Below are 14,091 nucleotides of genomic sequence, written 5' to 3'. Positions count from 1 at the left end.
CAGCCGGTGCCGTGCCCTGCTCTTGAGCGTAGGCAAGCGTCGGAAAGTGAAGCCCCACGATCAGCCTTCCCGGGGATCACCGTGAGGTGTGGAGCACGAGCCGGGCCTTGCGCACGCCGCCCACGCCCGCGCCGAGGGCGTATGCCACTACACTGAAGGCCACGAACCACCGGCGCGAAAGGCAGAGTGAAGCAGTCCATGGCACGGCCCAGCGGCATCGAGCACAGTGAGGCATTCACGAAGGTGTGGGCAGACCTTCAATCGCGCGCCCCCGAAAACGAGATCGAACCGAGTCTTACCCGCATCGAACGTCTCCTCGAACTCATGGGGCACCCCGAGCGCGCCTATCGCACGCTCCACATCGCCGGTACGAACGGCAAAACCTCTACGGCACGCATCGCCGAGGCCCTCCTTATCGAGGCGGGACTTCGCACGGGCCGCCTCACGAGCCCCCACATGCACACCCCCACGGAGCGCATCGCGCTCGATGGCGCACCCATAAGCGAAGAAGGATTCGTGCAGGCCTACGAGGACGTGCTCCCGTTCGCCGAGGCAGTCGATCGCGAGTATGCGGAAACGGGCGTGCGAATCAGCATGTTCGAGTACCTCACGGCGATGCAGTTTCAGGCGTTCGCGAGCGCTCCCGTGGATGTTGCCATCGTGGAAGTCGGACTCGGTGGCCGGTGGGACGCGACCAACGTCATCGACCCCGATGTCACCGTCATTACCCCCATCGCCCTCGACCACCAGGACTACCTCGGTGACACGATCGAGGAGATCGCAGGGGAGAAAGCCGGGATCCTTAAAGAGGGTGCACTCGCGATCATCGCGGCGCAGCAATTCCCCGGCGCGCTCGACGTCCTTAAAGACCGCTGCGCCGAACTCGGCGTGACCGCCGCAATCGAGGGGGAGCAGATTGGCGTCATTGATCGCGTCCCCGCGGTCGGCGGGCAGGTGATCGCCGTGCAGTCCATCGCCGCGCGCTACGAAGAGATCTTCGTTCCGCTTCTCGGCGCTCATCAGGCCCACAACGCTCTTCTCGCGATCGCCGCGGCGGAAGCGATTCTCACCGGCGGCGATGCCCCGCTCGATGGTGAACTCGTGCGCGCGGGACTCGAGCGCGTGACCTCCCCGGGCCGCGCCGAAGTCGTGCGCCAGGCACCCACGATCCTCGTTGACGCCGCGCATAACCCCGCAGGTGCCGAAGTGCTCGTTGAAACGGTACGCGAGAGCTTCCGGTTCACGCGCACCGTGGGCATCGTGGGCATCCTCAAGGAGAAAGACGCGAGCGAAATCCTCGCGATCCTCGAACCACTCTTGGACATCGTCGTGATCACCGAGAGCACTTCGCCGCGTGCGATCCCCACGGATCTGCTGGCGATGGAAGCACGAGACATTTTCGGAGATGAGGACCGCGTGATCGAATGCGCGAGCCTGCCCGATGCGATCCAAACAGCGGTGGACGCTGCCGAACAGGGCGGGGATGATTTCTCGGGCATCGTGGCCACAGGCTCGATCACGCTCGCGGCTGAAGTGCGCCAGCTTCTTGGCAGGGTGGGGGAGTGAGGAACGTGGACATCACCCCCTCCACCCGCAAGTCGGGCGCGCAGCGCATGCTGTGCGCGACGATTCTTGCCTGCGAAGCCTTCGTGGCGCTTTTCGGTGGTCTCGTCGCTCACGGCCTCGCGCCGGACACACGTCTCGTGAGTTGGATTCTTGCCCTCGTGCTGCTCGTCGTGTTCATTCTCGCGGCGCGCTTGCTCTCGAAGGGCCAGGCCTGGCCCTACTGGTTCGGCCTCGCGCTCCAAGCGCCGCTCATCCTTTTTGGACTCTTCGTGCCCGCCATGTACGTCGTTGGCGCATTCTTCGCGGTGCTCTACTGGCTCGGTGTGGTCAAGGGGCGCCAGCTCGACCGCGAGAAGGACGCGATCGATCGCCGTGTTCTGGGAGATGATGCCGCCGCACGCTAAGGTGAGAGGCATGACACAAGAACGCACGCTCATTCTTCTCAAGCCCGATGCCGTGAAGCGTCAGTTGCGCGGCGAAATCATTCGTCGCATCGAGCAAAAGGGTTACACCATCCTCGCGCTCGATCAACGCACCGCAAGCCACGAGGAACTCACGGCGCACTACGCTGAGCACGAGGGCAAGCCGTTTTTTCCTCCCATGCTCGAGTTCATGAGCTCGGGTCCGCTCGTCGCACTCGTCGTCGCAGGCGATGAATGCATCGCGGGGATGCGTTCGCTCATGGGGGCTACGCAGCCAACGCAGGCGGCCCCTGGCACGATTCGCGGTGACCTCGGTCGTGCATGGGACAAGCCCGTGATTGAGAACCTCATCCACGGCTCTGATTCACCCGAATCGGCCGCCCGGGAAATCGGCATCTGGTTCCCTTCGCTCGCCGCGTGAATCGCGGTTAACGCGAAGCGACGCTCGGGCGTCTATATCGCGAAAAACACACGCAGCTTTGGGACTCGCGGGCCACAATGGCGATTTTCCGAGTAAAGATGAGGCAAAATATTGGGCATGGGACCTGTCATCCTCTTTATGCTCGTGGCCGTCGCGCTCGCCGCGGGTCTTATCGCGGTCGTCGTGATGGCGCAGAAGAACACGGGCAATGCTCCCTCGCGCACGAAGGGGTCCTCGAAAGCCGTGAGCCGCACCCCCTCGGCATCGATGCGGGCGAGTGTTCCCGTGCAAGCCTGGCCCCTTCGTGAAGGTGAAAAGCGCGCCGCTACCGAATCGCGCGAGAGCCGGGAAAATGTGCACGAGGGCGAGGATGAAGCTGAGCGAGAGCCGCTTCGTCTCGCGTCTTGAGGCCCCCGCTCGCCTCTCCCCACGTTTCTCGACCCGCGCCCCGCGCGGGTCGTTTCCGTACAATGGCGAGGAAATCTTTTGCCGCGCGCTTCCTCGTGCGCGGGTGTTTAAGGAGGGCCGATGGACTTAAACGAACTGATCTTGACCCTCGCCGCGAGCGGCGGCGGGATCGCCGTCATCGCTGCGGGGCTGTGGGCGCTCACGCGGCCGTCGGGAACCGACACCGATAAGGACGCCTCGAAGGACGCCCCTGAGAAGGGTGCGAAGGGCGAGGAGAAAAAGCCTTCGAGGCCCGAGCGCCCGGCGGCCCCCACGTGGGGAGACACGCTTTCGGCGCCCGCCAAAAAGCCCGCTCGCGAAAAGGAGGGCGAGGAAGGGGAGACTTCCGACGCTTCCAAGGCTCCCACCGCACGCGAAGGCTCACACGAGGCGGCCCCGCAGGCGTCAGACACGCATGAGCCAGCAACCACCGCGCCCGCTGAGTCGGTCGCACCAGCCGAGCCATCCGAGTCTGGTGTACGAGAGCCGGCCGCTGAGCCGGCAGCCGTGGAGCCCGCCGAAAAGGTCGACTCCGCCGCCCCCGCCGCACAAGCTGAGTCGGTCGCACCAGCCGAGCCCGCGCAGCCAGCCGAGCCGGTCCCAGCCGAGAGTGCTGCGCCCGCCGAGCCTGTCGCGCCTTCCGCGCCATCCGAGGAGCCCGCGCCCGGGACCGAGCCCCAGGCCGCCGTCGAAACGCCAGAGCCGACCGCCGACCGCATGGTGCGCCTTCGCGAGCGCCTCCAGCGCTCCGGTGCGATTGGCCGCGGCATCCTCGCGCTGCTCACGAGCGGTGAGATCGACATGGATACGTGGGACGAGATCGAGGAGACCCTCCTCATGGCTGATCTCGGCCCGGACGCCACAGATGAACTCATGGACGCGCTTCGCGAGCGTGTGCAAGTGCTTAACACAAAGGATCCCGATGCGGTCCGCGAGGTGCTTCGCGAGGAGCTCGTGAAGCTCGTGAACCCCGATCTCGATCGTCGTCTTGCGGCGAGCGCGATCGAAGCGCCCGATGGCTCGATGGTGCCGAGCGTCGTCATGATGGTGGGCGTCAATGGCACCGGTAAAACGACGACGACCGGCAAGTTTGGTCGCGTGCTCATCGCCGAGGGGCGCACGGTGCTCTTTGGCGCGGCCGATACCTTCCGCGCCGCGGCTGCCGATCAGCTCCAAACGTGGGGCGAACGCGTGGGCGTGACGACCGTGCGAAGCGAGCGCGAGAATGCCGACCCGGCCTCCGTCGCCTTCGACGCCATTCAAGCGGGGATCGAGCAGGGGGTGGACGTCGTGGTGATCGATACCGCCGGCCGCCTCCAGAACAAGAAGGGCCTCATGGACGAGCTCGGCAAGATCCGCCGCGTCGCGTCGAAGGCCCTCAAGGGTGCCGAGATCCAGGAGGTCATCCTCGTTCTCGATGCGACGACCGGTCAAAACGGCATGCAGCAAGCGCGCGTGTTTGCGGAGGCCGTGAATGTCACGGGTATCGCGCTCACGAAGCTTGACGGCACCGCGAAGGGCGGCATCGTCGTCAACGTCCAGCGCGAGCTCGGCGTGCCCGTGAAACTCGTGGGTCTCGGCGAAGGCATGGATGACCTCACGCCGTTCGATCCCTACGGGTTCGTGGACGCCCTTCTCGAGTAGTTACCCTCACCTCTTTCACGCGAGCCGGAGGGCGCCCGCCCCGTTACAATGGGTGCGCTCCGGCTCGCGAGGTGCGCCCCCACGGGTGCGCGCCGTCACCTTGCTCGCCGCCCCAATTTTTCCCGAGGCTAATTTTTCGTGTTTGACAATCTCTCCGATCGCATCAGTAAAACCCTCAAGGGCCTGCGTGGCCAGGGCCGCCTTACCGAGGCTGATATCGACAAGACCGTGCGCGAGATTCGCCGCGCACTGCTCGATGCGGACGTTGCCGTTCCCGTCGTGCGGCAGTTTGCGTCGCGCGTGCGTGAACGCGCCCTCGGCGCAGAAGTGTCGAAGGCCCTGAACCCCGCGCAGCAGGTCGTGAAGATCGTCCACGCCGAACTCGTGGAGATTCTCGGTGGCGCGACCGGCCAGCTCCAGTTCGCGAAGAACCCGCCCACCGTCATCATGCTCGCGGGTCTCCAGGGTGCCGGTAAAACGACCCTCGCCGGAAAACTCGCGAAACACCTCAAAGAGGAGGGACACACGCCGCTCCTTGTGGCCTCTGACCTCCAGCGTCCGAACGCCGTCAACCAGCTCCAGATCGTCGGTGAGCGTGCGGGCGTCAAGGTCTTCGCTCCCGAGCCCGGCAACGGCGTGGGCGATCCCGTCGTTGTTGCCCTCGATGGCGTGGCGACCGCGGCACGCGAGCAGTACGACGTCGTCATCGTCGATACCGCGGGCCGCCTCGGCGTCGACGAGGAAATGATGCAGCAGGCGCGCGACATCCGCGACGCTGTGGAGCCGCACAACATTCTCTTCGTGGTCGACGCGATGATCGGTCAGGACGCGGCGCGCGTCGCCGAAGCCTTCCGCGACGGCGTAGGCTTCACCGGCGTCGTGCTGTCGAAGCTCGATGGCGATGCGCGAGGTGGCGCGGCACTCTCCGTCACGGGCATCACCGACCGCCCCATCCTCTTCGCTTCGACCGGCGAGGCCCTCGGCGATTTCGAGCGCTTCCATCCGGACCGCATGGCGAGCCGTATTCTCGACATGGGCGATGTGCTCACCCTCATCGAGCAGGCCGAAAAGCGCATGGACCGCGAGGAGGCCGAGAAGGTCGCCTCGAAGCTTGCGCAGGGCGAAGAGTTCAACCTCAACGACTTCATGTCGATGCTCCAGCAGATCAAATCTATGGGCTCGATGAAGAAGATGCTCGGCATGATGCCGAATATGCGCCAGTACAAGCAGGCCATCGATCAATTCGACGATTCGATGATCACGCGTATCGAAGCCATGGTGCAGTCGATGACCCCGTTCGAGCGCGCGAACCCCAAGGAAATCAACGGTTCTCGCCGTGCACGCATCGCGAAGGGCTCCGGCACGACCGTGACCGAGGTCAATCGCCTTCTTGACCAGTTCAAGCAAATGCAGAAGATGATGGGCTCGGTGGGTCGAGGCATGGCCGGCGGCGGAGCGATGGGCGCCCCGGGCATGGGCTTTGGTAAAAAGTCCCGCGGGCGCATGCAGTCACCGAAGAAAAACAAGAAGAAATCTCGCTCGGGCAACCCTGCGAAGCGCGCAGCCGAAGAAAAAGCCTGGGCCGAGCAGCAAGCACAGAAAAAGGGTGCGGCGTTCGGCGGCGGTGCCTTCGGTGGCACGGGGCAGGGGGCCGACGCCGCCTCGGATCTGTCGAACCTTGATATGAACCAGCTCCCGCCCGAACTGCGAAAGATGCTCGGAAAGTAGCGCACATGTCCACCGTCACGACCGGCAGTCTTCCCGCCCTCACATCGGGGCTTCGATTCCCTACCTCGAAGCGCGGTGCGCGCTACTGCATCGAGGATGTCGATCGCTTCCTCGACACGCTCGATGAAGAACTCGTGCTCACCGAGGGGGATGTTGAGCGCTCGCTGGCTCTTGCCGAGAGCATCGAAGGGCAAACGTTTCCGCGCGTGGGTTTTATGCGCGAGGGCTACCAGGTCGCGGCGGTTGACGAAGCGCTCGAAGCGATCGTGCGGGAGCTGCGCGCCGATCCGCTAAGCGAGCAGAACGCCCTCGTGATCGTTGTGGAGGACTTCCTTGGCGCACACCGACCGCTCACGTGGGAGGCGGCGCAGGCCGGTGCCGTGGGTGGAAGCGTGAAGCTCTATGAGCGCGCGAGTGTGGAAGAAGCACTCGCCGAGTTTCGCGCGATCGCGAAGGCCGGTGACACGCACGAGACGCACCGCAAATTGCGAGACTTTCGCGCGAGACTGAACCTCGTGAGACTCGGCGATTGGGAGACCGGTGCGGGGGCCGACGGCGAGGGGTATCCCGCGTTCGCCGTCGATCGGTTCTTTGCCCTCAGTATCTCTGACTATTGCTCCGCGCCGCTTTCAGGTGAGTAACGAGCGGGGCGCGGCCACCGTCGGACCCATAACTGTGCCCGGAGGCACACCCAACGGCCTTTCGCCGAGGGGGCGGTTTCAGGCATAATTGACGCTTGTATGTGCCCGCTCCGGAGCCCTCTACCCGGCCGGGCGCGTCCAGCCGAGAAACGCGCAGCTTATGTTGACCCCACGGGCAGCGCGAATCTCACCCATTCTTATGCAGAAGGAGAGACAGCCTCGTGGCCGTCAAAATTCGTCTTAAGCGCATGGGCAAGGTCCATGCACCGGTTTACCGCATCGTTGTTGTCGACTCGCGCAAGAAACGCGACGGCGCCGTGATCGAAGAGATCGGCAAGTACAACCCGAACGAGCAGCCCTCGTTCATGGAGATCGACTCGGAGCGCGCGCAGTACTGGCTCGGCGTTGGTGCTCAGACGAGCAACCAGGTCGCCGCGATCCTCAAGGTCACTGGCGAATGGGCGAAGTTCAAGGGCGAAGAGGGCACCGAAGGCACCCTCAAGACCAAGGAAGCCAAGCTCAGCGCCGAGGAGCGCATCGCTGCCGCCGATAAGGCCGCCGCCGAGAAGCGCGAAGAGGTCAAGGCCGCCAAGGAAAAGGCCGAGGCTGAAGCTGCCGCCGAGAAGGAAGCCGCCGAGGCTGCCGAGAACGCCGAGTCCTCCGAGGAGTCGGCTGAGGGCACCGAAGCCGAGACTTCCGAAGAGACCACCGAAGAGGCCTGAGCATGAGTGCTGGCGCCGAAGCTCTCGCGCACCTCGTGTGCGGGATCGTCGACAACCCCGATGACGTGCGCGTCAAGGAGAAGTCGACCCGCCGTGGGCCACTTCTCGAAGTGCGCGTTCACCCCGATGACCTCGGGCGCGTGATCGGGCGTTCGGGCCGCACCGCCCGCGCGCTGCGCACCGTGACCACGGCACTGTCCGACGACGACATTCGCGTGGACATCGTGGACACCGACAAGCGCTAACGGTGACAATGCACCTTGAGGCGGCAGCAACGCTACAGTGTGGCGCGGCTGCCGCCTTTTCTTATGAGACCCGTGAGTGAGGACCCCATGACGCTCTCCCGAATTCTTCGCCCGTTTGCCGCCTTCGGCGCGGCAGCCCTTCTTGTGCTCGGTGCAGCCGGGTGCGATGCCATTGGCCAGAAGGGTGGCGAGCCCGCCGATGGCAGCACCGTGAAAGTCACGAAGGTAGGGGCCAAAAAGCCGAAGACCGATCCCGCCACCGAGTATGCGTGCACGCAGTTCTTCGGCGACCCCGATTACGTCTCACCCGAGTATTTCCAGGCGATCGCCATGGGGGCGAGCGCGCTCGAGATCGGCGGCACGAACGAGTACCTGTTCCAGAGTGCCGCCGAAGAGCTGCGCGGTACGTTCGAGGAATCCACCGAAGACGTGAAGGGGGCCGCAGACGCGGTCGCCGACTGGATCGAAACGGAATCCGCAAAGGGGAAGGACGCCGATACCGACGCCTTCAAGGGAGCGCTCGAGGGGCTTGCCTCGGCGTGCGCGCCGATGTCCGTTCACGCAACCTGGGCGAGCGGCGGCGGGGAGAAGGGGAAGAAACCCGCAAAGCTCGTGTGCGCTGAGCTCGCGACGAGGCCGCAACTGTTCACCGAGTACCGCAACGGCAACGTGTTCACCTCGAACTCCTTCAAGGCCGTGGGTTTTTACGGGAAGCACGTTCCGGAATCTGACCTTCCCAAGGTGCGGAACCTCAACGATCTCCTCCAAAACGAGATTGACAACGTTGATGACGAGGGCGTGAAGAACGCCCTGATCGAGGTGCAAGAGCCGTTCCGCTCCGTGCTTGACGGCGACCGTGATTCGAGCGGTTCGCGCAAGAAGCTTGATGGCTTCGGTGCCGCCTGCGAGGCTGCGGGCTACGAGGGCGCCGTGGACCTTCCCGCGGAGGATCCGGGCGAGACGGGTGAAGGCACCGAGGGAGGTGAGCTCGCCGGTGAATAGGAATGTCACGGTAGTCGTGGGCACGATCGGCAAGGCACACGGTCTCAAGGGCGAGGTGTCGCTCATGGTGCGCACGGATATCCCCGAGGAGCGTCTCGTGAGGGGCGCCGAGTTTGACGTGGATGGCCCTGAGGGGGTGCCCGCACGGCTCACCCTCACCTCAACACGCACGCAGCAGGGGCGCTGGTACGTGAAATTCGCGGAGATTCACAACCGCACCGCTGCGGAGAGCCTTCGCGGCGCCGATCTCACGCTTGAGCTCGACCGCGAAGAAGAGTTCGAAGAGGACCCCGATGCCTGGTATCCCGAGGAGCTCAAAGGCCTCGAAGTGCGCACGGAAGACGGCCGGGTGCTCGGCACCGTGATCGGTCTCGAGCACTATCCCGCGCAGGACGTTCTGCTCGTTCGCGGGGGCGACGGGCGCCGCATCATGCTTCCGTTTGTTGAGGAACTCGTGCCCGAGGTCGACATCGACAACGGTTTTGTGCTGGCGAACCCGCCCGGCGGGCTCTTTGATCCCGAGAATGCGCTCAGTGAGCGTGACGGAGCGGAAGGCTAGGGCTTCGTGCGCATCGACGTCATCACGATCTTCCCCGAGTACCTTGCTCCGCTCGAACTCTCCCTCATCGGTAAGGCCCGCAAGGATGGGCTCGTGGATCTGCGCCTGCATAACCTGCGCGACTACACCCATGATCGCCACCACACGGTTGATGACACTCCCGTGGGCGGAGGCGCCGGCATGGTGATGAAGCCCGAGCCGTGGGCGGAGGCCTTCGCGGACGTGCTCGCTTCGGGGGAGAGGGAGTCCGACGGCGCCCTCACGTCACCGCTCGTGATTTTCCCTAATCCCGCGGGTGAACCGTTTACGCAGCGCGCCGCCGAACAACGCAGTGAGGAGCCGTGGCTCATCTTCGCGTGCGGTCGCTACGAAGGCATCGACGAGCGCGTGTACGAATACCTTGGTGATCAGGGGGTGCGGGTCGCGCTCAGCTCACTTGGAGACTACGTGCTCAACGGTGGTGAGGTCGCGGTACTCGCGATGACCGAAGCAATCGTGCGGCTCGTGCCGGGCGTGCTCGGCAACCCCGAATCGATCGTCGAGGAGTCTCATACGAGCGGGCTACTCGAGTACCCGCTTTATACGAAGCCCGCGAGCTGGACTTCGCCCGACGGGGTGCAGCGTGACGTGCCCGAGGTGCTCTTGAGTGGCCACCACGCGCGCATCGATGAGTGGCGGCGTGAGCGGTCCCTCGAACGCACGGCCGAGCGGCGGCCGGATCTTCTCGAGGGCCGTGCACTCCCCGGGGAGGCGGGCTCTCGTTAGCCTTCTTCGTGCTCTTCGCTCGGGTGCTGTGCCGCGCCGAGGTGACGGGCGAGGCGGCGCGTGGTGAACGGCCAGTAGAAGGCCGCGAAGGCGACTGCTGCGAGGCCGAATGCGCAGCCGATGTCGAGGAAAATGCGCGGCCAGAAGCCGCTCGTCATGAAAGCGTGGACCGCGCAGGCAAGGGACGCGAGCACAGCGAGGAAGCCGACCCCCAGGAGAACGGCGTTGAGAGGCTTGGCCTTCTCGCGGTGAGCTTTCGCCACCTTTGCCGATTCGGGTGTCGGCTCGACGTGTCCTTCTTCGACCGCCTCGAGCACCCCGTGGCGCTTTCGCGGCACAACGAAGTGCACCACGAGTCCCGCGATCACAAGGATGAGCGCGACGGCGAGTCCCACGATTGTCGCGAGTGCGGGATCCTCCGCGGTCCATGGGAGGAGGGCGAGGGTCCAGAAAAGCGCTGCGGGTGCGAGCAGTACAAGCACGAACGAGACGAGGTTTGAGACGTGCTCCTTGGTGGAGTGTTCGACGAATTTTCGGGCCTCCGCGCGCGTGAGGCCTTCGCTCGCGGTGGCTCGGCGCGATCCTCGACGCTGGTCGGCATCGCGGTTGTCTTTCTCGCTCACGTGAGGCTCCTTTCGTGCGAGCAAGCTCGCATCCTTTGTCGCGGCATATCTTATTGCGTGCTGCTTAGAGCAGTGGCAGAATGGATGACCGTGCGTGTTGCGCCGTCACCTGCCTCGGGGGGTTGCGGCACGAGGCAACAGGGCAGATCCGTCGCCACCGGAATGGCGGCCAGAGGCCCGGCACACTTTGAATGATTCACAGACGCCCTCGGCGGGCTTGTTCCGCCGCCAGGGGGTAAACCATTCGCCGTCCGACCCGGGGCGGGAGGCAGGAGAAAACTCATGCAGAAGTTCGATGAACTCGATGCGGCTCACCTCAAGAGCGACGTTCCCGATTTCCGTGCTGGCGACAACGTCAAGGTGCACGTGAAGGTTGTCGAAGGTAACCGCTCGCGTATCCAGGTGTTCCAGGGCTACGTGATCGCCCGCAAGGGTGGCGGCATCAAGGAAACCTTCCGCGTTCGCAAGGTGTCGTTCGGCGTTGGCGTCGAGCGCGTGTTCCCGGTTCACGCCCCGACGATCGACAAGATCGAGGTTGTGTCCCGCGGTGACGTTCGCCGTGCAAAGCTTTACTACCTGCGCGGCCTCACCGGCAAGAAGGCTCGTATCCGCGAGAAGCGCGAGCACTCCTGATTCGCGCTTTGCCGTCCCAATCTCAGCCGCGGCGATCGCCCCTCGTGTGGGTGATCGCCGCGGCTTTATGCGTGGTGTTTCTCGCCGTGTTGGGGGTGCGGCACTTCGTTGCCGAGACCTACCACGTGCCGAGCGGTTCGATGGCTCCCACGCTCGAGTCGGGGGAGTACATCCTCGTGGACCGTACGACGCGAGGCACCGCTACGCGCGGAAGCGTTGTGGTGTTTGACGGTGAGGGGTATTTCGGAGGTTCTTCCCGCTACTGGGTGAAGCGCGTGATCGGCATCGGTGGCGACCGCGTACGCTGCTGCACCGATGACGGCCAACTCGAGGTCAACGGCCACCCCCTCGACGAGCCCTACCTCCCGGCTTCCCTCTCGCGCGCAAGCGCGATTGACTTCGATGTTGCCGTGCCCGAGGGGCGGATGTTTCTCCTTGGTGATTCTCGCAACGACTCCTCCGATTCGCGCAACCACCTTGGCGATCCCGGCGGCGGAATGGTGCCAGTGGAGCGCACGCGGGGGCACGTGACGCGTGTCGTGTGGCCCCTCACCGTTGCGCGAAACATCTCCCACTAGACTGGAACAGATGTCTGAGCACGATAACTTCGCCGCCGCGGCTCCCGAGCAGGGAGAACCATCGACTGCCTCCCGCGCCGTCGATGCCGTCGAGGTGCCCACGCATCGAGCTGCCGGAAGTGCGCGTGAGAGAAGGGGCGGGGCTCTCGCGACCGTGCTCGACTGGACCATCACGATCGTCGTGGCGCTCGTCGTGGCCGTGCTCATTAAAACCTTCCTCGTGCAGCCGTTCTTCATTCCCTCGGCTTCGATGCACCCAACCCTCATGGAGGACGACAAGATCCTCGTCTCCAAGCTCCACCCGGGAGTTCTCGATCTTCACCGAGGCGACGTCATCGTTTTCCAAGATCCGGGTCATTGGGTGGGCGGCAACTCCGATGGGCCTCTCACAACCGGCCAGCAGGTGTCGAAGGCCCTCAGCTACGTGGGCCTCGCCCCCGACCCCACCGAGAATCACCTCGTCAAACGCCTGATCGGCACGGGCGGCGACCGCATCGTGTGTAAGGAGCGCGGCGGCGCGATGACGGTCAACGGCATCGAGCTCAACGAAACGTACATCGTTCCCGGCAATGGTGCCTGCCAGGTGTCTTTCGACGTCACGGTTCCCGAGGGAAAGCTGTGGGTCATGGGCGATAACCGTTTCAATAGCGCCGACTCTTCCGAACACTACGCGCGTGGCGAAGACCCCTTCGTCGATGAATCAAAGGTCACGGGCAAGGCGGTTCTGCTGTTCCTCCCGTTCGATCGATGGAGCACGCTCAAGGATGGCGAGAAGGTCTTCGAGAAAGTGAACAGCGCCGAGAGCTCGGCAAGCGTCAAAACGGGGCGAACGAACGGCCTCACGCACCACGCGCTCGCCGCGTGATGCCTATGCCGAGCCCCACTGCGACCCCCGAGCGCGAACTGCACCGTGCGCAAGCCTTCTTTGATGCGCACCCCGATGCCGCTTCGTGCGCGGTCATCGGTCTTGACGAGGTTGGGCGCGGTGCGCTCGCCGGCCCGGTTGCGGTGGGGGCCTTCGCCCTTAGGTGCGAACGAGCTCAAGGCGCGGTTCCGACGCCTGCCGAGCTTCCGCCCGGACTCAAAGACTCAAAGCTCCTCAGCCCAAAAAGGCGTGAGGCGGCCTTTGCCGCTCTCGTGGGAGAGGGGCGCTCAATTCCCCTTCCGCTCGGCCCGATTTGCCCGTGCGGCAGTGTGAGCTGCCCAGCCGCCGTCGGAACCGCGCGCGCCCGGGAAATTGATGAGCACGGTATTTCCATGGCTCTCACGCTCGCGGCGAATCGGGCGCTCGAAGCCGTACGCGAGGTGCTCGATGTGCCGCTTGCCGGTGTCATTCTTGACGGGAACCTTGACTACGTGACGCGCGGACTCGCGGCGCCGCTCAGCTGCCCGCTGGACGTCGTGATTAAGGCCGACCAAACGTGCGCCGCCGTTGCAGCCGCGAGCATCCTCGCGAAGGTCGCGCGGGATCGGCACATGGCTGCGCTTGATGCTGAAGCACCCGGGTACGGATGGGCGGGTAATAAAGGTTACGGTTCGAAAGCTCACCGCGAGGCGATCGTGCGGCTTGGTCTCCACGCCGAGCACCGCTCGAGTTGGAACCTCGTGCCCGCCGAGCAGCAAGTACTCGACCTGCCGCTGTAATCTTGAGACTCGTGGAAGCCGCGCGTTTCCGTATGAGTACACGACCTTCGACGTGAGGGAGAGAGCAACATGAACGTGCATGATCTCGACGCCTACGAGGCCGACATGGAGCTCCAGCTCTATCGCGAATACCGCGATGTCGTGGGAACCTACGCCTACCGCGTCGAGACCGAGCGCCGGCTTTATCTCGCGAACCAGGTCGACGTGCACGTTCAGCACGCAGGCGGCGAGGTGTTTTACGAACTGAACCTCGCCGATGCATGGGTGTGGGATGTGCACCGCACTTCGCGATTCGTGCGCACCGTTCGTGTACTGACGTTTAAAGACGTCAACGTTGAAGAGCTCGAAAAGCCCGCGTTCGACATCTAAGAAGTCGACCGCGAAGGGGTGGCTCGCGCCCCACAGCGCTCGTCCGTCCACAAGTCGCAAGGTGGCGGCTGACACTGACGCG

The 14,091-nt window shown here is 64.5% G+C and carries 18 protein-coding genes; 17 read left to right on the top strand and 1 reads right to left on the bottom strand.

Annotated features, from left to right (window positions below):
• Window positions 1-198: 198 nt before the first annotated feature.
• The 12 genes from DAD186_RS08340 (at window position 199) to trmD (ending at window position 10,162) form a co-directional block, all read left to right on the top strand.
• On the top strand, window positions 199-1,566 hold the full coding sequence (locus DAD186_RS08340; protein WP_065248272.1) for a bifunctional folylpolyglutamate synthase/dihydrofolate synthase: 1,368 nt from the start codon (window positions 199-201) through the stop codon (window positions 1,564-1,566).
• A 5-nt stretch (window positions 1,567-1,571) separates the two neighbouring features.
• Complete coding sequence (locus DAD186_RS08335; protein ID WP_082738765.1) at window positions 1,572-1,970, top strand: DUF4233 domain-containing protein; 399 nt, start codon at window positions 1,572-1,574, stop codon at window positions 1,968-1,970.
• Between the two features lie 10 nt (window positions 1,971-1,980).
• Window positions 1,981-2,409, top strand: coding sequence for a nucleoside-diphosphate kinase (gene ndk / locus DAD186_RS08330; protein ID WP_065248271.1), 429 nt, complete (start codon window positions 1,981-1,983; stop codon window positions 2,407-2,409).
• 117 nt (window positions 2,410-2,526) lie between these two features.
• The gene (locus DAD186_RS08325; protein ID WP_065248270.1) at window positions 2,527-2,817 is read left to right on the top strand and encodes a hypothetical protein; all 291 of its coding nucleotides are present in this window, start codon (window positions 2,527-2,529) and stop codon (window positions 2,815-2,817) included.
• A gap of 120 nt (window positions 2,818-2,937) precedes the next feature.
• A complete protein-coding gene (ftsY, locus tag DAD186_RS08320; RefSeq protein ID WP_065248269.1) occupies window positions 2,938-4,500 on the top strand; it encodes a signal recognition particle-docking protein FtsY in 1,563 nt (520 codons plus the stop codon).
• A 138-nt stretch (window positions 4,501-4,638) separates the two neighbouring features.
• Entirely contained in the window at window positions 4,639-6,228 is a 1,590-nt protein-coding gene (gene ffh, locus DAD186_RS08315) for a signal recognition particle protein (protein ID WP_065248268.1), read from the top strand.
• A 5-nt stretch (window positions 6,229-6,233) separates the two neighbouring features.
• On the top strand, window positions 6,234-6,869 hold the full coding sequence (locus DAD186_RS08310; RefSeq protein ID WP_065248267.1) for a hypothetical protein: 636 nt from the start codon (window positions 6,234-6,236) through the stop codon (window positions 6,867-6,869).
• Between the two features lie 221 nt (window positions 6,870-7,090).
• Window positions 7,091-7,591 (top strand): 30S ribosomal protein S16, encoded by a 501-nt coding sequence (rpsP, locus tag DAD186_RS08305; protein WP_065248266.1) that lies wholly within the window; start codon window positions 7,091-7,093, stop codon window positions 7,589-7,591.
• Window positions 7,592-7,593: 2 nt separating this feature from the next.
• Window positions 7,594-7,836: an RNA-binding protein gene (locus DAD186_RS08300; RefSeq protein ID WP_065248265.1), complete on the top strand. Its 243-nt coding sequence runs from the start codon at window positions 7,594-7,596 to the stop codon at window positions 7,834-7,836.
• Between the two features lie 72 nt (window positions 7,837-7,908).
• Entirely contained in the window at window positions 7,909-8,838 is a 930-nt protein-coding gene (locus DAD186_RS08295; RefSeq protein ID WP_167550778.1) for a hypothetical protein, read from the top strand.
• Entirely contained in the window at window positions 8,831-9,397 is a 567-nt protein-coding gene (gene rimM, locus DAD186_RS08290) for a ribosome maturation factor RimM (RefSeq protein WP_257737087.1), read from the top strand. The genes DAD186_RS08295 and rimM overlap by 8 nt, the downstream gene beginning before the upstream one ends.
• Before the next feature lie 6 nt (window positions 9,398-9,403).
• Window positions 9,404-10,162: a tRNA (guanosine(37)-N1)-methyltransferase TrmD gene (trmD, locus tag DAD186_RS08285; RefSeq protein WP_065248262.1), complete on the top strand. Its 759-nt coding sequence runs from the start codon at window positions 9,404-9,406 to the stop codon at window positions 10,160-10,162.
• Here trmD and DAD186_RS08280 read toward each other — a convergent pair.
• Complete coding sequence (locus DAD186_RS08280) at window positions 10,159-10,785, bottom strand: hypothetical protein (RefSeq protein ID WP_065248261.1); 627 nt, start codon at window positions 10,783-10,785, stop codon at window positions 10,159-10,161. The two genes, trmD and DAD186_RS08280, sit on opposite strands and share 4 nt — an antisense overlap.
• Window positions 10,786-11,067: 282 nt before the next feature.
• Here DAD186_RS08280 and rplS point away from each other — a divergent pair, with 282 nt between their 5' ends.
• From rplS to DAD186_RS08255, 5 genes are all read left to right on the top strand, one after another.
• Complete coding sequence (gene rplS, locus DAD186_RS08275; protein ID WP_065248260.1) at window positions 11,068-11,418, top strand: 50S ribosomal protein L19; 351 nt, start codon at window positions 11,068-11,070, stop codon at window positions 11,416-11,418.
• A 44-nt stretch (window positions 11,419-11,462) separates the two neighbouring features.
• Window positions 11,463-11,996: a signal peptidase I gene (gene lepB / locus DAD186_RS08270; RefSeq protein WP_065248259.1), complete on the top strand. Its 534-nt coding sequence runs from the start codon at window positions 11,463-11,465 to the stop codon at window positions 11,994-11,996.
• Window positions 11,997-12,006: 10 nt separating this feature from the next.
• Window positions 12,007-12,861 (top strand): signal peptidase I, encoded by an 855-nt coding sequence (gene lepB / locus DAD186_RS08265; protein WP_065248258.1) that lies wholly within the window; start codon window positions 12,007-12,009, stop codon window positions 12,859-12,861.
• 5 nt (window positions 12,862-12,866) lie between these two features.
• Entirely contained in the window at window positions 12,867-13,640 is a 774-nt protein-coding gene (locus DAD186_RS08260; protein WP_236886236.1) for a ribonuclease HII, read from the top strand.
• Between the two features lie 69 nt (window positions 13,641-13,709).
• Window positions 13,710-14,009 (top strand): DUF2469 family protein, encoded by a 300-nt coding sequence (locus tag DAD186_RS08255; RefSeq protein WP_065248257.1) that lies wholly within the window; start codon window positions 13,710-13,712, stop codon window positions 14,007-14,009.
• Window positions 14,010-14,091: the final 82 nt, after the last annotated feature.

It is taken from the genome of Dermabacter vaginalis (assembly GCF_001678905.1).
In the GTDB taxonomy this organism is placed as follows: Bacteria; Actinomycetota; Actinomycetes; order Actinomycetales; family Dermabacteraceae; genus Dermabacter; species Dermabacter vaginalis.
This window is presented reverse-complemented; position numbering and strand designations above follow the sequence as displayed.